Genomic DNA, 17,685 nt, shown 5'->3' with positions numbered 1-17,685 from the left:
ACGGGGCATCACCATGCCTGTCTACACAGTTCATGCTCCCTTCCCTGGCGGAGCCGATCTGCGCGCGACCGACAAGTTCGTCTTCGTGCGCGACGGCTTCCATTACTGGGCGATGATTTTCGGCCCGCTCTGGCTGTTGTGGAACCGGCTGTGGCTGGTGCTGATCGGCTGGCTGGTCTTCGTCGCCGCGTTCAATGCCGGACTGTCCAGCCTCGGCATCGGACGCAGCGCGATCTTCTTCGCCGATATCATCGTTGCGCTGCTGATGGGCTTTGAGGCCTCCAGCCTGCGCCGCTGGACGCTGTCGCGCGGCAAGTGGCGGCTGCTCGATATCGTCGTCGCCGACGACGAGGACACCGCCGAGCGCCGCTTCTTCGAGCGCTGGAGCCAGAAGCAGCACGGCATCGTCAACGACCAATGGGCCGTCGATCGCGGCGGCCCGCCGCCGACCCGCAACACGCCGGGCCAGCAATTTTCGAACCCGCCGCCGCTTCCGGCCGGCGGCATCATTGGATTGTTTCCAGAACCGGGAGGGTCAAGATGAGCATCGCCATCATCGATTACGGTTCCGGCAATCTGCATTCCGCCGCGAAAGCCTTCGAGCGCGCCGCGCGCAGCCTGGAGAATCCGCAAAAGGTCTTCGTCACCAGCGATCCGGATCAGGCTTACAGCGCCGATCGCCTGGTGCTGCCGGGCGTCGGCGCCTTCGCCGATTGCCGGCGCGGGCTGGACGCCGTCAACGGCATGGTCGAGGCGATCACCGAAGCGGTGCGCGTCAAGGCGCGGCCGATGTTCGGCATCTGCGTCGGCATGCAGCTGTTCGCCACCCGCGGCAAGGAGCATGTCATCACGCAAGGCCTGAACTGGATCGGCGGCGACGTCGAGAAGATCACGCCGCGCGACGAAAGCCTGAAGATCCCGCACATGGGCTGGAACACGCTCGACGTGCTGCGCGAGCATCCGGTGCTGAACAAGCTGCCGCTCGGCCCCAAGGGCCAGCACGCTTATTTCGTGCACTCCTACCACCTCAACGCCGCCAATGAGGCGGACGTGCTCGCGCGCGCCGATTACGGCGGGCCTGTCACCGCGATCGTCGCCAAGGACACCGCCATCGGCACGCAATTCCACCCCGAGAAGAGCCAGCGCTTTGGGCTCGCCCTGATCTCGAACTTTTTGCGATGGAAGCCGTGATTCTCTTTCCTGCTGTTGACCTCAAGAACGGCCAATGCGTGCGCCTCGAGCAAGGCGACATGGCGCGCGCGACCGTGTTCAACCTCAATCCCGCAGCCCAGGCGCAGAGCTTTGCCGAGCAGGGCTTTGAGTATCTCCACGTCGTCGACCTCGACGGCGCCTTTGCCGGCAAGCCGGTGAACGCCCAGGCCGTCGAGGCGATGCTGAAGACGGTCAGGATCCCGGTGCAGCTCGGCGGCGGCATTCGCGACCTCGCGACCGTCGAAGCCTGGCTCGAAAAGGGCATCACCCGCGTCATCATCGGCACCGCCGCGGTGCGCGATCCTGAATTGGTGAAAGCTGCAGCCAGGAAATTCCCCGGCCGCGTCGCGGTCGGGCTCGACGCCCGCGACGGCAAGGTCGCGGTCGAGGGCTGGGCCGAGACCTCGCAGGTCACGGTGCTGGAGATCGCACAGCGCTTCGAGGATGCCGGCGTCGCCGCCATCATCTTCACCGACATCGCGCGCGACGGCCTGCTCAAGGGCCTGAACCTCGATGCGACGATCGCGCTGGCCGACGCGATCTCCATCCCCGTGATCGCCTCCGGCGGTCTTGCCTCGATCGAGGACGTCAAGGCGATGCTGACGCCGCGCGCATCAAGGCTCGCCGGCGCGATCGCAGGCCGTGCGCTGTACGACGGCCGGCTCGATCCCGCTTCCGCCCTCACCCTGATCCGCAACGCGCGCGCCTAGGAGCCGACACATGTTCAAGGTGCGCGTGATCCCCTGCCTCGACGTCAAGGACGGCCGCGTCGTCAAGGGCGTCAATTTCGTCGATCTGCGCGATGCCGGCGATCCCGTCGAAGCTGCGATCGCCTATGACGCCGCCGGCGCCGACGAGCTCACCTTCCTCGACATCACCGCGACCCATGAGAACCGCGGCATCATGCTCGACGTGGTCCGGCGCACGGCGGAGGCCTGCTTCATGCCTGTGACCGTCGGCGGCGGCGTGCGCGAGGTTGACGATATCAAGACGTTGCTGCGCGCCGGCGCGGACAAGGTCTCGATCAACAGCGCCGCGGTGTCGCGGCGCGAGTTCGTCAAGGAAGCCGCCGAAAAGTTCGGCGAGCAGTGCGTGGTGGTCGCGATCGACGCCAAGCGGGTCAAGCGCCCGGGCGGCGACCGCTGGGAGATCTTCACCCATGGCGGCCGCAACTCGACCGGCATCGACGCCATCGAATATGCCCAGGAAGTGGTCTCGCTCGGCGCCGGTGAAATCCTGCTGACCTCGATGGACCGCGACGGTACAAGGCAGGGGTTCGATATCCCGCTGACCCGGGCGATCGCCGACAGCATTCCCGTTCCCGTGATCGCCTCGGGCGGCGTCGGCAATCTCGACCACCTCGTCGACGGTATCCGCGACGGGCACGCCACGGCGGTGCTGGCGGCTTCGATCTTCCATTTCGGGGAATTCACCATCCGCGAGGCCAAGGAGCACATGGCCCGGCGCGGCCTGCCCATGCGCCTGGATGCCTGACGACTCCCGCTCCCAGAAATGCTACACAGGCTGGCGGGGAATGGCCGCCGTGGCCAAGTGTGCTGCCAAGTGTGTTTCCGAGTAATTCCGATGCCGCGTTTCACGATCCACGATCTGGCCGAGACCATCGACGCCCGCGCAGCGGCCGGCGGCGAGGGCTCCTATACCCGCAAGCTCCTGGACAAGGGCGCCGAGCATTGCGCCAAGAAGTTCGGTGAGGAAGCAGTCGAAACCGTAATCGCAGCAGTCGAAAACGATCGCGCGCATCTGATCGCCGAGGGCGCCGATCTGCTCTATCATTTCCTTGTGCTTTTGAAGGCACGCGGCATAAAGCTGGAAGAGGTCGAGGCCGCGCTGGGCAAGCGAACCTCGATGTCAGGGTTGGAAGAAAAAGCTTCGCGTAAAGAGTGAGTAAGTCGCAACGGAAAGGCGGCGTCATGGATATCCGCGCACCCGAGCAGCAGTATAATCCGTACCGCGTCTATACGCGCGAGCAATGGGCGCGGTTGCGCGACGACACGCCGATGACGCTGGAGCCGGGCGAGTTCGACCGGCTGCGCTCCCTGCACGATCGCCTCGACTTGCAGGAGGTCGAGGACATCTACCTGCCGCTGTCGCGCCTGCTGTCGATCTACGTCGATGCGATGCAGCGCCTGTATTACGCGGAGCGCCAGTTCCTCAACATCCGCGACCGCAAGATGCCTTACATCATCGGCGTCGCCGGTTCGGTCGCGGTCGGAAAATCCACCACGGCCCGCGTGCTCCAGGCGCTGCTGGCGCGCTGGTCGCCGCGCCCGAAGGTGGACCTGATCACGACCGACGGTTTTCTGTACCCGAATGCCGTGCTCGACCGGCAGGGCATCATGCAGAAGAAGGGCTTTCCGGAGAGCTACGACCTGCCGCTGCTGCTCGGCTTCCTCTCCGACATCAAGGCCGGCCGCCGCCACGTCCGCGCGCCGGTCTATTCGCATCTGACCTACGACATCGTGCCGAACCAGTGGGTCGAGATCGACCAGCCCGACATTTTGATCGTCGAGGGCGTCAACGTGCTGCAAACCGGCAAGCTGCCGCGCGACGGCAAGGCGGTGCCCGTCGTCTCCGACTTCTTCGATTTCTCGGTCTATATCGATGCCGACGAAGCGGCGCTGCGGCGCTGGTACATCAAGCGCTTCCTGGCGCTGCGCGACACCGCGTTCACCAATCCCAAATCCTACTTCAACCGCTACGCGCTGCTGTCCGACGAGGAGGCTACCGCCACCGCGATCGCGATCTGGGAGCGCACCAACCTCGCCAATCTCGAGGACAACATCCTGCCGACCCGCCCCCGCGCGACGCTGATCTTGAAGAAGGGCCCCGACCACGTGGTCGAGAGCGTGGCGCTCAGGCGGCTTTAAGCGCGCCGGCCTTCGAAGGCGCGAGGGCTGCATGGTTGACCGTCACGCCGCGTGACGGGTCAATTCCGGACCTCCTGTCGCTCTTTCGAGCCGACGAAGATGTGCCACGCCGTCAGAAACATGGCGGCGACGAGCGGACCAATGACAAAGCCGTTCGCGCCGAAAGTCGCAAGGCCGCTCAGGGTGGCGAGCAGCACGACATAGCTTGGCATTCGGATCGACTGGCCGACCAGGACAGGGCGGAGAAAGTTGTCGGCAAGACCGATCACGAAGGTGCCGAAAGCGAGCAGGATCATTCCCTTCGTGACTGCGCCTGCCACGAGCAGGTAGAGGCCGACCGGAACCCAGACCAGGGCGGAGCCGAGCACGGGCAGAAGTGAAAGCAGCGCCATGAGGGCGCCCGCCAGCAGCGGTGCAGTCAGGCCGAGCAGCCAGAAGATCAGCCCGCCAAGCGCTCCCTGGATCAGTGCAACCAGTATGATCCCTTTGATCGTCCCGCGAACCGAAAGGGTGAACGCATCCAGAATCGCGGCGGTGTGGCTCCTACGCAGCGGTAGCGCGTCGCGGATGCGTACGTTCAGCTCGTCGCCGTCGCGCAGGAAAAAGAACAGCAGGTATAGCATCACGAGCAAGCTTGCGACGAACTCCACCGTCAACTGACCGATGTTGATCGCGTGCCCGGCCAGTTGCTGGCCGGCCGGGACGACCAGGCTCGAGAGGCGTTCTTTCAGGGCCGAAAGATCAATGCCGGCCAGACGGTCCGAGACGGAAACCGCCCAGTCAGGCAGCGCGGATTTCAGTTGCTGCAGGGGATGAGCCAAACTGATCTCCCCGGTCTGAACGCGCTGATACAGCTCCCCTCCCTGGTCGACGAGCGAGGCGATCACGACGGCCACGGGGATCAAGACCATGACGACCACGACGAGGACGGTGGAAAGTGCGGCAAGGTTGCGCCATTCCGGGAACGTCTCCAGGCAAAGTCGATAGAGCGGCGCGAAGATGATCGCCAGCAGCGTCGCCCACAACAATGCGCCGGAGAACGGCCATAGCAGCCAGCCGAACGCGACGGAGATTGCCGCAAGCAAGACGAGGAATGAGCGGTCTTCCGATGTTCTCACGTGTCGCCGGCCTTTCAGTCGCTCCTCACGGGACGTTGGTATCACAGGACTGTGGCGTGGCGGCAAGTCACGCCCGTCTCGTCGCGCCGGCCGCCGGGTTGGATGCGGTCTGTCACCTGCCGGCCTTCGCACTCCAGTCCGCAGGCTTGATGCGCCCCGCAAAGACGGCGGGGCCGGAGCCGCTGGCCTTGTAGACGAAAGCTTCGCCCTCCTGCACGTCGCCGGCCTCCTTGCCGAAGGCATCGGCGATGTTCGTCTTGTGGGTGACCAGGAAGACGTTGGTGCCCGCCTTCGGCGGCGCATCGACGAGCTGTCGCACGGCCTGTCCGGCCTTTGCATTTGCACCGGTCGGGTTTGCCATGCCCGACGCGCTGGCGTTGCTGCTGTCCGTCAACGCATCGACCGGCTTGACCTCGCGGCCGGAGATCAGCTTGCCGGCCTCGATCGCGCGGTTCAGCCGGCTGGTGTAGACATCGCCGATCGGGATCGCGAGCTCCCTGATCGCCGCCCCGATCTGGCGCGCCATGTCCCTGCCCTTTTCGCTGAGCTGACGCTGGGCGCTCATGTCGTCGAACTTGAAGGGATAGACGTCCTTTTGGCTGTCGTCGGTGGCGGTGTGCCGAAAGATCAGCACGTAGCCGCCTTGCTTGAGCGATGAGATCAGCTCCGGCGTATCGCCTGCGGCGGATCCGGAGAGTCCAGCGAAAAGGACAGCGACTGCGAGGCGGCAAAGCAAGCTCATGCTCGAAATCCTCTATCGCAAATGCCCCCGAGGATGGTGACGCGCAACGCGGTCGATTTCAATTATCGATTGCGGCCGAGATGAGGTTCCCGTGAAATTCTGGATCAGACCGCCAGCTGCCGCGACGCGGCCAACCCCGCCAGCGCCTCTTCAAGCTTCTCCCGGTCGAGCGGCTTGATCAAAAACCCGTTCATGCCGGCCTCGAAGCAGGCGTAGCGATCTTCCACCAGCGTGTTGGCGGTGAGCGCGAGGATCGGGGTGTGATGACCGCCGGTGGCGGCCTCATGCGCGCGGATGCGCTTGGTCGCCTCGATGCCGTCGAGCTGAGGCATCTGGATGTCCATCAGCACGAGATCATAAGGCGTGCCGGCCGAGCTGGCAGCGAGCCAGGATTCCAGCGCGGCCTCGCCATGGACGGCGATGACGACGCGATGGCCGAGTTTCGTCAGCAGCGAACGCATCAGCAGCGCGTTGATCTCGTTGTCTTCTGCAACGAGGATGGAAAGCCGCTTTGCCGGTGTCGCGCTCGTGGAGTCGGCCGGCGGCTCCGGCGCGAGCTCGGGCGAGGCGACCTCCGGCGTCAGCGCGAGACGTGCGGCGAGCGAGGCCGCACGCAGCGGCTTCACCAGAAAACCGGTGAAGGCCGCCGACTGCTTTTCATGGCGCGAGCTCGACGTCAGCAGCACCAGCCGTTGCGGCGCATGGGCGCGGGCCACTTCGCCCAGCCGGTCGGCAATTGCAGGGCCGATCGCGCGATCGACCAGCACCGCGTGCCATGGGCGTTCCGGCAGCAGCGCTTCCGCGACGGCGGCGTCAGTCACCAGGCAGGTCTGGCTGCCCCAGCGCTCCAGGCGCCGCGCGATTAGCGAAGCCTCGATCCCCTCGGCAATCAGGAGGATCGACTTGCCGGTGAGGTCGGGACTCGGGAACGGGGTCTGCCCCGCGCCTCCTTGCGATGGCGCGAGCGGCACCGCGACCTCGAAGGTCGCGCCCCTGCCCGGTTCGCTCGTGAGTGTGATCCGGCCGCCCATGCGCTTGACGATGCGTTCGCTGATGGCAAGGCCGAGCCCGGTGCCGCCATAGGTGCGGGCGACGCGCTCGTCGGCCTGCTCGAACTCGCGGAAGATGCGTTGCTGCGCTTCGGCTGCGATGCCGATGCCGGTGTCGCGGACGAGGAAGCTGATCTCGTTCGGCCAGATGCCGGGCTCGACGATCAGTGCTACGCCGCCGCTCGCGGTGAACTTGATGGCGTTGCCGGCGAGGTTGAGCAGCACCTGGCGCAGCCGCGCGGCGTCGCCGACCACCTCGAGCGGCAGGCGCTCGTCGACATAGGCGGCGATCTCGAGCGCCTTCGCCTGCGCGCGCGGCGCGAGCAGCTCGGTGATCTCCTCGATCAGGGTCGAGAGCGCGAAGGGGCGTTGCTCGAGGTCGAGCTTGCCGGCCTCGATCTTGGAATAATCCAGCATCTCCTCGATCAGCGCCATCAGCGCTTCGCCTGAGCTTTTCACGGCCTTCGCGTAGGTCGCCTGCTCCGGCGTCAGCGTGGTGTCGAGCAAGAGGCCGCCCATGCCGATGATGCCGTTGAGCGGCGTGCGGATCTCATGCGAGGCCATCGCGAGGAAGCGCGACTTGGCGCGGTTGGCTGCATCGGCCTGGTCGCGAGCGTCGGACAACGCGCGCTCGGTCTCGGTGCGGTCGGTGACGTCGCGTCCCACACTCTGCAACTCGGCCGGCTGGCCGGCGTCGAGGCGGACATAACCCTCGCGCCAGGCGATCCAGCGCGCGCCGAGCGGGGTTGCGATCTTCTGATCGTGAACGCGCGTGCCATTGCTTTCACGGGCACTATCGCCCTGCTCCAGCAGGTCGAAATCAAAGCGCGTGCCGACCAGTGCGCCGCGGCCCTGCCCTGCGAGCGCGCAATAGGCGTCGTTGGCAAAGGTGATGCGGCCGTTTGTGTCGCGCAGCACGATCAGGTCGCCCTGCTGTTCGAACAGGCTGCGAGCGCGCTCCTCGGCTTCCTTCAGCTCCCAGTTGCGGTCGATCAGCGCCTCGTTGTGGGCGGCAAGCTTGCGCAGCCGCTTGTTGACGAAGCGCAGCCGCATGCTCAGCGTCGCCAGGCCAAGGCAGGCGAGCGCGAACAGGAAGCTCGCGCCGATCGCAAAGGCATTGGGATCGTAGCCGGAGTTCTCCGAGCGGCTGCCGGAGACGAAGCCATAAGCGCCGCCGAAGGTCGCCGAGAAGATCATGAAGGAGCGGATCGCGAAGGCAATTCTCGGATGCTGCCGCCTGAAGCGGCGCATGCGCACCTTGATCCGGAACGTCCGACCCATCGCCACCGACCCCGACTCTTGTCTTAAAACCCTGTGCTCGCCGCGTGCGACGATGTCCCGCCGACCTTGCGAACAGCTTGAGGCTTTGGGGCCGCCTCCAAACAGGGTTGACGAGGTGTTAAAGCGAGGCGGCCTGGAACGGGCGGTGACCGTCGTGGGCGCCGACGATCAGCGCCGCCGCCTCGCGCTGCGAGAATGTCTTCGAGCGCACATAGATGCGGTAATCGGCCGGGCCGTCGGTGGAGAGGTAGATCACCGGCCCGCCGTCGACCGGCTGCGCGGCAATCGTGATGAGCCGGGTCTGCGGATTGGCCTGGCAGGAGTCCGGCTCGGAGCCGAGACCGTCGTCCACCACCGCGAAGTCCGCACCGTCCGCATCGTCGGTGATCTGAACCCTGACCGTGGCCCGCGTCGGATCGTCGGTGAAGGCGACATGGACGCCGGCGGTCCAGAACAGCGATGTCAGCTCGACGGAGGTGTCGCCCAGCGCGATGCAGGGATGCGAGACCGATCCGATCTCGCTGCGGGCAAACACCGCAGCCGCCAACAGGGGAACGACCGAGGCCAGGATCTTGAAACGCAACATGACACTCTACTCGCCAGGCCCGTACGGGAACTTGTGGGCCTTATGGTTTGCAGAGCGTAAAGGAAACTCGTTACCGCCGGGTTGATGCGCGGAATGATCACGCCATCTGGCGCACATCCTCTGCGAGTGCGCGGTAGGACAGCGCTTCGGCGAGATGCAGCCGGCCGATCCTGTCGGCGTTGTCGAGGTCGGCGAGCGTGCGCGCCACCCGCAGCACGCGGTGATAGCCGCGCGCCGACAGCCGCATGGTTTCGGCGGCGTCGCGCAGCAGCTTGGCGCCTTGCGCATCCGGCTTGGCGATGTCTTCCAGCACCGAGGCCGGCGCCTCGGCATTGGTGCGGACCCGCGGCAGGCCGATCGCCGCGTAACGCGCAAGCTGGATGTCGCGCGCCGCCGCCACGCGCGCGGCGACCTCGGCCGATCCCTCCGCCGGCGGCGGCAGGATCAGGTCGGCTGCGGTCACCGCCGGAACCTCGATGCGCAGGTCGATGCGGTCCATCAAGGGGCCTGAGATGCGCGCCTGGTAGTCGCCGGTGCAGCGATCGATGCGGCCGCGCTTGCAGGCATAGCCGGGCTCGAACGCGTTGCCGCAGCGGCAGGGATTCATCGCCGCGACCAGCATGAAGCGGGCAGGGTAGGTGACGCGATGATTGGCGCGGGACACCGAGACCTCGCCGTTCTCCAGCGGCTGGCGCAGCGAATCCAGAACGCGCGGATCGAACTCCGGCAATTCGTCGAGGAACAGCACGCCCTGATGCGCCAGCGAGATTTCGCCCGGCTTTGCGCGCATGCCGCCGCCGGTGAGCGCGGCCATGCTGGCGGAATGATGCGGCGAGCGGAACGGGCGCCGTGACGTCAGCGCGCCGCCCTCGATCTCGCCGGCAACGGAGGCGATCATCGAGACCTCGAGCAGCTCGCCCGGCGAGAGCGGCGGCAGGATCGAGGGCAGGCGCGCCGCCAGCATCGATTTGCCGGCGCCGGGCGCGCCGATCATCAAGAGGTGATGTCCGCCGGCGGCCGCGATCTCCAGCGCCCGCTTGGCGCTTTCCTGGCCCTTGATGTCGCGCAGGTCGAGCGGCGAGGCGGCGGCCTCATGCACCCTGGGCGAGGGCCGCGACAGCACCTGCGTGCCCTTGAAGTGGTTGGCGATCTGGATCAGCGATTGCGCGGCGATGATCTGGATGTCCGGGCTCGCCCAGGCCGCTTCCGAGCCGCAGGCGGCCGGACAGATCAGGCCTTCCTCGCGCACATTGGCGCCGATCGCGGCGGGGAGAACGCCGGCCACCGGCGCGATCGAGCCGTCGAGACCGAGCTCGCCCAGCACGGTGAAGCCGGTCAGCGCATCCGGCGGGATCGCGCCGATCGCCGCCATCAGCCCGAGTGCGATCGGCAGGTCGTAATGGCTGCCTTCCTTGGGCAGGTCGGCGGGGGCCAGATTGACGATGATCCGCCGCGCCGGCAGCGCCAGGCCTGAAGCGATCAGCGCCGAGCGGACCCGCTCCCGCGCCTCGGACACCGCCTTGTCCGGCAGGCCGACGATGGCAAAGGCCGGCAGGCCCGGCGCGACCTGCACCTGCACGTCGACCGCGCGGGCCTCGATCCCCTCAAAGGCGACGGTAGAAACCCGTTGAACCATGCCGAACCAGCCTGCCCTCTTGCACAATCGAGGGTAGCAGAGCCGGCCACCCTCCGCAAGAACAATACGGGAACATATCCGGCGCCGCCGAAGCCCTAACCAATCGTAACCAGGACGCGGACACTACGCCTCGAATGCGAACGGCTGTCCTCAGCACATTCCAACGAATGTCCGCTACTTCTAGGGCTGCGGGATGGGCCGTGATCTAACAAGTGAACAATCAAAATGCTTGCAAATCGCCGGAGAAGCGAACGTCGGGTGTGCAGCCGGCTCGCCAAGATCCATTTTGGCGCGGGCTCGCTGCCGCGGGATTGCACAATCACGGATATCTCGGACGGGGGCGTGAAAGTGGTGGCGGAATTTCTGGAAGTGCCGCCGCAATTCACCATCATCTTCGCACCCGACTATTCCCGCCAGTGCCGGCTGCGCTGGCGCATCGGCTGCGAATTCGGTGCCGAGTTCACCGATTAGGCTGGCGGGGCTGACTTCCTTAACGGGAATTTAGCGTTAATCGGTAAGCATCTCTGATCAGTCGCCGAGTGATCAGAGTATGCCCAAGCGTTTGTCCGTTGCCTCTCGCCCGGCGAGATATCTGTTCTCCGCGCTTCTGATCCTTGCTCTTGGCGGCTGTCAGACCACCGGCATCGAGGACATCACCGGCGCGCTCGGCGGCAAGTCGGACGCCGCGAGCAAGGCGGACGCCAAGCCGGACATGGACGCATTGCGCGAACGTTATCGCGCCAAGCCCAGCGATCCCAACATCGCGCTCGAATACGGCAAGGCGCTGCGCGAGACCGGGCAGCGCGCCCAGGCGGTCGCGGTGCTCGAGCAGGCCGTGCTCGGCCATCCCAGCAACAAGGCGCTGCTCGCCGGCTACGGCCGCGCGCTCGCCGACAACGGCAATTTCCAGCAGGCTTTCGACGTTCTGAGCCGCGCGCATTCGCCCGAGGATCCGGACTGGCGTATCCTGTCGGCGCAGGGCGCGGCGCTCGACCAGCTCGGCCGCAACGAAGAGGCGCAGCAATATTACGCGACCGCGCTGAAGATCGTGCCCGACGAGCCGCAGGTCTTGTCCAATCTCGGCCTGTCCTATGTGCTGCAAAACAATTTGCCGAAGGCCGAACAGGTGCTCGGCCGCGCCTATCAGCGCAATCAGAACGATGCGCGGGTCCGTGCCAATCTCGCGCTCGTGCTGGGATTGCAGGGCCGCGAGGCCGAGGCTGAAATCCTCGTGAAGGCAGATTTGCCGCCGGACCAGGCCGCGGCCAAGATCGCGGCACTGCGGCAGCTGCTGGCGAAGAAGCAGCAGCAGCGGGCGAGCAAGTAGCCCGCCGTCGGCCTGGATTCCCGACTTAACGCGTGTTCCTGACGCGAACCGGTATCCGCTTCGCTCGAAAACGCTCTGGCGCTTACGACGCCTTGCGATGCGGGGCCGATGCGCGGCCCGATCGACCCTTCAGCTTCTTCAGCAGCGGTGCGAGCAGCGAGCGCTTCGGCTTCTTCACCTCGCCGCGCCCGGCGAGGCGGTTCGCCATGTTCTGGAACAGCTCGGTGGTGCGGTGGCTCTTGGAGACCTCCGCGATCATCTGGCCGTTATTGGCCGCGGCGGAGAACAGTTTCGAATCGAACGGGATCACCGCGATCGGCTGGCTCTCCATGGTCTTGGCGAACGACTTGACGTCGATCTCTGCGCGCTTGTGCATGCCGACCTGGTTGATGCAGTACAGCGGCGGCCGGTCGTTCGGCCGCGCCGCCTTCAGCACGGTCAGCATGTTCTTGGTGTTGCGCAAGTTCGCGAGATCGGGCTCGGCCACGATCACGATGTCGTCGGCGTTGATCAGCGCGCGCCGCGTCCAGCCCGACCATTGATGGGGGACGTCGAGCACGATGCAGGGCGTGGTCATGCGTAGCGTGTCGAACACCGCGTCGAAGGCTTCCGCGCCGAAATCGTAGACCCGGTCGAGGGTGGCAGGCGCGGCCAAAAGGCTGAGGCGCTCGGTGCATTTGGCGAGCAGGCGCTCCATCAGCGCCGTGTCGGGCCGGTCCTGCGACAGCACCGCGTTGGCGATGCCCTGCACCGGGTCCTGGTTGTAGTCGAGGCTCGCGGTGCCGAAGGCGAGGTCGAGGTCGATCACGACGGAATCGAGCGCGAGGTCGCGGGCGATGGTCCAGGCCACATTGTGCGCGACGGTGGACGCGCCGACGCCGCCCTTGGCGCCGACCACCGCGATGACGCGGCCGGTGATGATGGCTTCGGACGCCGAGAACAGGCTGCAGATCGAACGGACCACGTCGAGCGTCTCGACCGGTCCGACCACATAGTCGTTGACGCCGCGGCGCACCAGCTCGCGATAGGGCGCCGTGTCGTTGGGGTTGCCGATCACGACCACGCGGGTGCCGGGATCGCAGACGCCGGCGAGATCGTCCAGGCCCTCCAGGATGTCGCGCGTGCCGTCGGATTCGATCACGATCACGTTCGGCGTCGGCATCGATTCATAGACTTCGATCGCCGCGGCGAGGCCGCCTTCCTTGGCGGTGACATGCGCCTTGGCGAGCCGGCGATCCTGCCCGGCCGCGGTCACTGCGGCGAGCGTCTGGTCGGTCTCGCAAAAGGCTTGCACGGAAATGCGAGGAACCGGCGCAATATGCTCCTCGGGGTGCCGCGGATGGTCCGCTTCTTCGTCGTTGGCGCTCGTCATCTGCCTGTATCGCTGAGCTTGGCCTTGTCGGCCTCGGGGTTGGGAGTCGCGACCGGCGTGCCCTTGCGATAGCGTTCGAAGGCAATGTCGCGACGTGCGGTGTAGACCGGCGTTTCGGCCCGCGGCTGCTCGAGGTCGGCGGGATTGTCGATCATCGCCGCGAGATTGCGCTGGCTGGCGCAGCCCAGATTGAAGTACGGCTGGTTCTCGTTGTAGCCGGGATCGAGGATGGACGGACCGATGTCTTCGGGCCACAGCCCGCAGGGGCCGGCGACCGCGGCGATGCGGGAATAGCCGAGGCGGATGGTGGGCAGCAGTCCGGGATCCTCGGGCCGATAGGGATGCTGGACGATGGCACGCGACGGCACGCCGCCGGATGCGAGCACGGAACGGATTTCCCGATAGGTCGCCGCGGCGGCACGCGAATTCGCGGCGTCGATCGGCACGTCGACGATGACGGACCCGGTACCTTCGCGCACCCAGTCCCGGGCGATGCCCGCGACGTCGGATTGCTGTGCGGCCGAGAGGCCGCCTCTCGCCTTGCCGACGAAAATCACGATCGACTTCTTGGCTTCCTGCACCGCGATCGGATGGCGCTGGCGATAATCGGTCGGCACCGTCTGGGTGACGATCTCGCCCGTGGTGTTGCACGCACCCAGCATGACGGAGAGCCCCGTCAGCGCCAGCGCGACGTTTAAGCCGCGACGTCGATCGGTCATGGTCTTCGTCATCGCTTGATCCCCTCTTGCCCCGATCCTTGCCCCGTTCCCCAAGCCGTCCGTCGGTCTCAGTCGATGATGAAGCCGAAATCGCCGCGGGCGCCGTCGATCGGATCGACGCGGCGCGCGATGCCATAGAGGCGGTTCATGCGGCCGAGCAGCGCCGTCTGCGCGTCCGAGGCCGGCGCGAAGCCGTCGTCGGGCCGCGACAATTCCTTCTGGGCGACCGCGCGCACGACATAGGGCGTCACGATCACCATCAGCTCGGTCTCGTTGTTGACGAAGTCCTGGCTGCGGAACAGCGCGCCGATGATCGGCACCTGGTCGACGCCGGGCAGGCCGTTGATCGCCTGCTTGGTCTGCTGCTGGATCAGGCCGGCCATCGCCATCGAGCCGCCCGAGGGAATCTCGAGCGTGGTCTCGGCGCGACGGGTCTGGATCGAGGGGATGGTGATCGAGCTCGTCGAGCTCGCGGACACCGCCTGCGTCACGGAGATGGCGTTCTGATTCGACAGCTCCGAGACTTCGGTCATCACGCGCAGGCTGATGCGTCCCTCGCTCAACACGACCGGTGTGAAGTTCAGGGAGATGCCGAACTTCTTGTAGGTGATCTGGGTGGTACAGACGTGGGTGACCGGATCGCAGGAATAGCCCGCAGGGATCGGGAATTCGCCGCCGGCGATGAAAGTGGCGGACTCGCCGGAGATCGCCGTCAGGCTCGGCTCGGCCAGCGTCCGCATCACGCCGGCGCTTTCCATCGCGCGCATCGTGGCGTTGACGGTGGCCACGCCTTTTGCCAGTCCGGTAAGGCCGAGCCCGTTGCTGCTGACGAGCGGGCCGCCAGAGACCGAGAACGGGTTGGAATTGTTGAAGTTCACGACCGCGGTGCCGGCATTCAGGCTGGCGCTGAGATCGACGCCCAATTGCTTGACGATGTCGCGGCGCACTTCGCCGACGACGACCTTGAGCATCACCTGGTCGCGGCCGCGCACGACGATGTTGTTGACCACCTTGTCGGAGCCGCCGACCAGCTTGGCGGCGACGTCGCCGGCCTGCTGCGCCTCGACCGGGCTCGACACCGAGCCGGTCAGCATCACGCTGTCGCCGACGCCTTCGATCTGCACGCCCGGCAGCGACTGGCGCAGCGCGGCACGCATGCCGTTGAGGTCGCGCTTCACCGCGATGTCGTAGGCGGCGACCTGCTGGCCGTCGGCGGTGAAGAACACGACGTTGGTCTGGCCGACCTGGCCGCCGATGATATAGGCGCGCTGGGCCGAGCGGATCACCGCGTTGGCGATCTTGGGATCGGCCACCAGCACATCCTTGACCTCGCGGGGCAGGTCGATGACGACCGACTTGCCGACGCCGAGCGACAGGAAACGCGTCTTCGCCGGCGCGATCGTCCCGACCGACGCCACGCCGAGATCCGGCGCCTGCATCGGCGCCTGGTCGCCGATCGGCGTTTCGGCGGCGCCGACGAAGTCGGGAGCTGCGAGCAGCCCCAGCATCAACATCGCCCCCGTCCAGAACGTGCGTGCGCGATTCCCCCGAATGCGCAAGCCCGCCCGATCATCCCCGTAGTTCATTGTGTCCCCATCACTTCTGTGACGTCTGTTGTCGCACCTGGACGCCGTAGCGGATCACGTTGACGCCGCCGGAACGTTTGATCGCCAGGTCCTCGGCCGTGAGCTCTGCTGCGTTGGCATCGACGATGCTCCGCAGCGCAAGCTGGAGCGTGCCGCCCTGGCGCGCCGCGGCGAGCGTTGCGACCTGTTCGGGCTTGAGCTCGAGCGTGACGGTCTTGCCGAGCACGGCGTTCTGGCCGTCCTTTTCCTTCGGCGCCTGGTCGATCGCGAGCACGCGGACGTTGCTCAGGATGACCTCGGACAGGATGAGGTCATTGCCGCCGTTGGGGTCGGGATTCTTCAGGCGGCGGGTCAGGACGATGTCGACGCGGTCGTTCGGCAGGATGAAGCCGCCGGCGCCGGTCTCGGCTGAAATCTCGGTGGAAACGGCGCGCATGCCCGACGGCAGAATCGCGGCCATGAAGCCGGAGCCTTCGGCCTTGACCAGCTTCTGCTCGCGGATCGGCTCGCCCTGCATCAACGGCACGCGCGCGATCGAGCCGACGATCTGGTTCTGCGCTTCGGGCCTGCTGTCGCGGCGGATGAAGGCGCCGCTCGCGGTCGCCGCCGGCCATACCTGCCATTGCAGGTCCTCCGGCTTCACATACTGGCCGAGCCCGATGTCGTTCTTCGCGACCAGGATCTCGACCGTCGGCAGGTTCTCGGCGACGGGCTGAACGGGCGCGGGCTTGTTGTCATAACCGCTCGCCAGATACGCAGCGACGCCGCCGGCGCCCAGCGCGATGACGAGAACGACAATGCGTGCGGTATTCATACGCCTCTACTCTTACGCGGGGTACTCGAACCGCACGTGGCGGGTTCCCCTGTGTCGATGAGTAGGGAGTAAAAGTATAAGGGGTGTTGCGAGGCCGAATGCGATGACCGGCCACGGCCCGAGTTCTGGGCAGATGGTGAACGGCGCGTTATTCGGTCGGCCAGCGGCCCCGTAGATTCACTTAGTACGAGACGTTCGTTCGAGCGAGACGCGCGACGTCATGGTGAACGGGTGGTTAGTGATGCGTGGTTTGAAGCCATGTCGTCATGGCGGCGAGACGGAAGCGACGTGCCACATCATCGGTGTCGTCCCGGCCTAGTTGTGGTCTTTCAGGAGGTTGTCCATCTGGTCTGAACCGAGGAAGCTGAGGTTGCGAAGCTTCAGTGTTCCAAGGAGAGACCAGATGAACGTCCACAAGAATGCGCCTTTGACGCCCAAAGGTCGAGAGGCGATGGTGCGAAGCGTGGTCGAGGGCGGGCTGAGCCAGGCCGACGCGGCTTTCCAGTTCAACACGACGCCGAAGACCGTTGCCAAATGGGTCAAGCGGTTCCGCGAGGAAGGCGTAGAAGGGTTGCGCGACCGCTCCTCCAGACCCCACTCATCGCCGAGCCAAACCCCGCCAGCCACGTGCACGGTTGTCGAGGTCTTGCGCCGCCAACGTCATACCGGCAAGCAGATCGCAGCTAAGGCCGCTGTATCACCGGCCACTGTCAGCCGCATTCTGCGCCGCTTGGGACTAAACCGGATCCGAGATCTCGAACCGGTCGAGCCGGAACGCCGCTATGAACGCGAGACCCCAGGCGAGATCATTCACATCGACATCAAGAAGCTCGGGCGTTTCAAGCGTGTTGGCCACCGCATCACTGGCGATCCGAGTGGTCCGAACAAGAGCCGCGGCGCCGGCTGGGATTTCGTCCACGTCTGCATCGACGACCATTCCCGCGTCGCCTTCTCCGAGATCAAGCCCGATGAGACGGCGGACAGCGCTGTTCCCTTTCTCAAGGCCGCTGTGGCTTATTACAAAAACCTCGGCGTCACCGTCACGCGTGTCATGACCGACAATGGGAGTTGCTACCAGTCCTTCGCCTTCCGCGACGCTTGCCGGGACCTCGGCATCAAGCATATCCGCACCAAGCCTTACACGCCGAGAACAAACGGCAAGGCCGAGCGCTTCATTCAGACAGCGCTTCGCGAATGGGCTTATGCCAAAGCCTATCCCACATCAGATCGGCGCGCCCGGGAGCTGCCGATCTGGCTGCACCAATACAACTGGCACCGGCCCCACGGTGGTATAAAATCTCAAACGCCGATCAGCCGGCTCGGTTTGACCGAGGACAACCTCTTGAGGCTCCACA

18 protein-coding genes are annotated in these 17,685 nt (G+C 65.8%); 9 read left to right on the top strand and 9 right to left on the bottom strand.

Features of this window, described 5'->3' with window-relative positions; all coding sequences use genetic code 11:
* Positions 1-13: 13 nt before the first annotated feature.
* The 6 genes from BM118_RS27475 to coaA all read left to right on the top strand — a co-directional run bounded on the left by BM118_RS27475 (position 14) and on the right by coaA (position 4,100).
* Positions 14-544: a DUF2628 domain-containing protein gene (locus tag BM118_RS27475; RefSeq protein ID WP_092189209.1), complete on the top strand. Its 531-nt coding sequence runs from the start codon at positions 14-16 to the stop codon at positions 542-544.
* Complete coding sequence (hisH, locus tag BM118_RS27470) at positions 541-1,191, top strand: imidazole glycerol phosphate synthase subunit HisH (RefSeq protein WP_027543775.1); 651 nt, start codon at positions 541-543, stop codon at positions 1,189-1,191. Before BM118_RS27475 ends, hisH begins: the two co-directional genes overlap by 4 nt.
* Positions 1,188-1,922, top strand: coding sequence for a 1-(5-phosphoribosyl)-5-[(5-phosphoribosylamino)methylideneamino]imidazole-4-carboxamide isomerase (gene hisA, locus BM118_RS27465; protein ID WP_092189702.1), 735 nt, complete (start codon positions 1,188-1,190; stop codon positions 1,920-1,922). Before hisH ends, hisA begins: the two co-directional genes overlap by 4 nt.
* 10 nt (positions 1,923-1,932) lie before the next feature.
* On the top strand, positions 1,933-2,706 hold the full coding sequence (gene hisF / locus BM118_RS27460) for an imidazole glycerol phosphate synthase subunit HisF (RefSeq protein ID WP_092189207.1): 774 nt from the start codon (positions 1,933-1,935) through the stop codon (positions 2,704-2,706).
* Between the two features lie 90 nt (positions 2,707-2,796).
* Positions 2,797-3,117, top strand: a complete 321-nt coding sequence (locus BM118_RS27455) for a phosphoribosyl-ATP diphosphatase (RefSeq protein WP_011083482.1) — start codon at positions 2,797-2,799, stop codon at positions 3,115-3,117.
* Positions 3,118-3,143: 26 nt separating this feature from the next.
* Positions 3,144-4,100, top strand: a complete 957-nt coding sequence (coaA, locus tag BM118_RS27450) for a type I pantothenate kinase (RefSeq protein WP_027543772.1) — start codon at positions 3,144-3,146, stop codon at positions 4,098-4,100.
* Positions 4,101-4,159: 59 nt separating this feature from the next.
* Here coaA and BM118_RS27445 read toward each other — a convergent pair whose 3' ends face one another.
* From BM118_RS27445 to BM118_RS27425, 5 genes are all read right to left on the bottom strand, one after another.
* Complete coding sequence (locus BM118_RS27445; RefSeq protein WP_177234745.1) at positions 4,160-5,218, bottom strand: AI-2E family transporter; 1,059 nt, start codon at positions 5,216-5,218, stop codon at positions 4,160-4,162.
* 112 nt (positions 5,219-5,330) lie between these two features.
* Positions 5,331-5,960, bottom strand: a complete 630-nt coding sequence (locus tag BM118_RS27440) for a histidine phosphatase family protein (RefSeq protein WP_177234744.1) — start codon at positions 5,958-5,960, stop codon at positions 5,331-5,333.
* Positions 5,961-6,064: 104 nt separating this feature from the next.
* Entirely contained in the window at positions 6,065-8,290 is a 2,226-nt protein-coding gene (locus BM118_RS27435) for an ATP-binding protein (protein ID WP_177234743.1), read from the bottom strand.
* A 118-nt stretch (positions 8,291-8,408) separates the two neighbouring features.
* Positions 8,409-8,876 (bottom strand): hypothetical protein, encoded by a 468-nt coding sequence (locus tag BM118_RS27430; RefSeq protein WP_092189199.1) that lies wholly within the window; start codon positions 8,874-8,876, stop codon positions 8,409-8,411.
* A gap of 97 nt (positions 8,877-8,973) precedes the next feature.
* Positions 8,974-10,512, bottom strand: a complete 1,539-nt coding sequence (locus BM118_RS27425; protein WP_092189197.1) for a YifB family Mg chelatase-like AAA ATPase — start codon at positions 10,510-10,512, stop codon at positions 8,974-8,976.
* A gap of 225 nt (positions 10,513-10,737) precedes the next feature.
* On the opposite strand from BM118_RS27425, the gene BM118_RS27420 reads away from it, so the two are divergent.
* Together BM118_RS27420 and BM118_RS27415 are read left to right on the top strand one after the other, a co-directional pair.
* Positions 10,738-10,983 carry a PilZ domain-containing protein gene (locus tag BM118_RS27420; protein ID WP_011083489.1) on the top strand — a complete coding sequence of 82 codons (246 nt, stop codon included), beginning with the start codon at positions 10,738-10,740 and terminating at the stop codon, positions 10,981-10,983.
* A gap of 79 nt (positions 10,984-11,062) precedes the next feature.
* Positions 11,063-11,839, top strand: coding sequence for a tetratricopeptide repeat protein (locus BM118_RS27415; RefSeq protein ID WP_092189195.1), 777 nt, complete (start codon positions 11,063-11,065; stop codon positions 11,837-11,839).
* 82 nt (positions 11,840-11,921) lie between these two features.
* On the opposite strand, the gene BM118_RS27410 is transcribed toward BM118_RS27415, so the two are convergent.
* The 4 genes from BM118_RS27410 to cpaB are packed head-to-tail and all read right to left on the bottom strand — an operon-like array spanning position 11,922 to position 16,330.
* Entirely contained in the window at positions 11,922-13,211 is a 1,290-nt protein-coding gene (locus tag BM118_RS27410) for an AAA family ATPase (RefSeq protein WP_092189193.1), read from the bottom strand.
* The gene (locus BM118_RS27405; RefSeq protein WP_092189191.1) at positions 13,208-13,942 is read right to left on the bottom strand and encodes a CpaD family pilus assembly protein; all 735 of its coding nucleotides are present in this window, start codon (positions 13,940-13,942) and stop codon (positions 13,208-13,210) included. The genes BM118_RS27410 and BM118_RS27405 overlap by 4 nt, the downstream gene beginning before the upstream one ends.
* A gap of 56 nt (positions 13,943-13,998) precedes the next feature.
* Positions 13,999-15,516: a type II and III secretion system protein family protein gene (locus BM118_RS27400; RefSeq protein ID WP_092189189.1), complete on the bottom strand. Its 1,518-nt coding sequence runs from the start codon at positions 15,514-15,516 to the stop codon at positions 13,999-14,001.
* 10 nt (positions 15,517-15,526) lie between these two features.
* Positions 15,527-16,330, bottom strand: coding sequence for a Flp pilus assembly protein CpaB (cpaB, locus tag BM118_RS27395; protein WP_092189187.1), 804 nt, complete (start codon positions 16,328-16,330; stop codon positions 15,527-15,529).
* A 403-nt stretch (positions 16,331-16,733) separates the two neighbouring features.
* On the opposite strand from cpaB, the gene BM118_RS27390 reads away from it, so the two are divergent.
* Positions 16,734-17,685, top strand: a 952-nt coding sequence (locus tag BM118_RS27390; RefSeq protein WP_092189700.1) for an IS481 family transposase, incomplete at its 3' end; no start/stop codon positions are given.

It is taken from the genome of Bradyrhizobium sp. cf659 (assembly GCF_900113725.1).
Lineage (GTDB): Bacteria > Pseudomonadota > Alphaproteobacteria > Rhizobiales > Xanthobacteraceae > Bradyrhizobium.
The sequence above is the reverse complement of the archived record's forward strand: the minus strand, read 5'-3'. Positions and strand labels throughout refer to the sequence as shown.

Bases quoted from the DNA above. Each gene is read 5' to 3' on its own strand.
- hisH (WP_027543775.1), top strand. From the start codon at position 541: ATGAGCATCGCCATCATCGATTACGGTTCCGGCAATCTGCATTCCGCC.
- hisF (WP_092189207.1), top strand. From the start codon at position 1,933: ATGTTCAAGGTGCGCGTGATCCCCTGCCTCGACGTCAAGGACGGCCGC.
- BM118_RS27475 (WP_092189209.1), top strand. From the start codon at position 14: ATGCCTGTCTACACAGTTCATGCTCCCTTCCCTGGCGGAGCCGATCTG.
- coaA (WP_027543772.1), top strand. From the start codon at position 3,144: ATGGATATCCGCGCACCCGAGCAGCAGTATAATCCGTACCGCGTCTAT.
- BM118_RS27440 (WP_177234744.1), bottom strand. From the start codon at position 5,960: ATGAGCTTGCTTTGCCGCCTCGCAGTCGCTGTCCTTTTCGCTGGACTC.
- BM118_RS27400 (WP_092189189.1), bottom strand. From the start codon at position 15,516: ATGAACTACGGGGATGATCGGGCGGGCTTGCGCATTCGGGGGAATCGC.
- cpaB (WP_092189187.1), bottom strand. From the start codon at position 16,330: ATGAATACCGCACGCATTGTCGTTCTCGTCATCGCGCTGGGCGCCGGC.
- BM118_RS27455 (WP_011083482.1), top strand. From the start codon at position 2,797: ATGCCGCGTTTCACGATCCACGATCTGGCCGAGACCATCGACGCCCGC.
- BM118_RS27430 (WP_092189199.1), bottom strand. From the start codon at position 8,876: ATGTTGCGTTTCAAGATCCTGGCCTCGGTCGTTCCCCTGTTGGCGGCT.
- BM118_RS27410 (WP_092189193.1), bottom strand. From the start codon at position 13,211: ATGACGAGCGCCAACGACGAAGAAGCGGACCATCCGCGGCACCCCGAG.
- BM118_RS27435 (WP_177234743.1), bottom strand. From the start codon at position 8,290: ATGGGTCGGACGTTCCGGATCAAGGTGCGCATGCGCCGCTTCAGGCGG.
- BM118_RS27405 (WP_092189191.1), bottom strand. From the start codon at position 13,942: ATGACGAAGACCATGACCGATCGACGTCGCGGCTTAAACGTCGCGCTG.
- BM118_RS27415 (WP_092189195.1), top strand. From the start codon at position 11,063: ATGCCCAAGCGTTTGTCCGTTGCCTCTCGCCCGGCGAGATATCTGTTC.
- BM118_RS27420 (WP_011083489.1), top strand. From the start codon at position 10,738: ATGCTTGCAAATCGCCGGAGAAGCGAACGTCGGGTGTGCAGCCGGCTC.
- BM118_RS27425 (WP_092189197.1), bottom strand. From the start codon at position 10,512: ATGGTTCAACGGGTTTCTACCGTCGCCTTTGAGGGGATCGAGGCCCGC.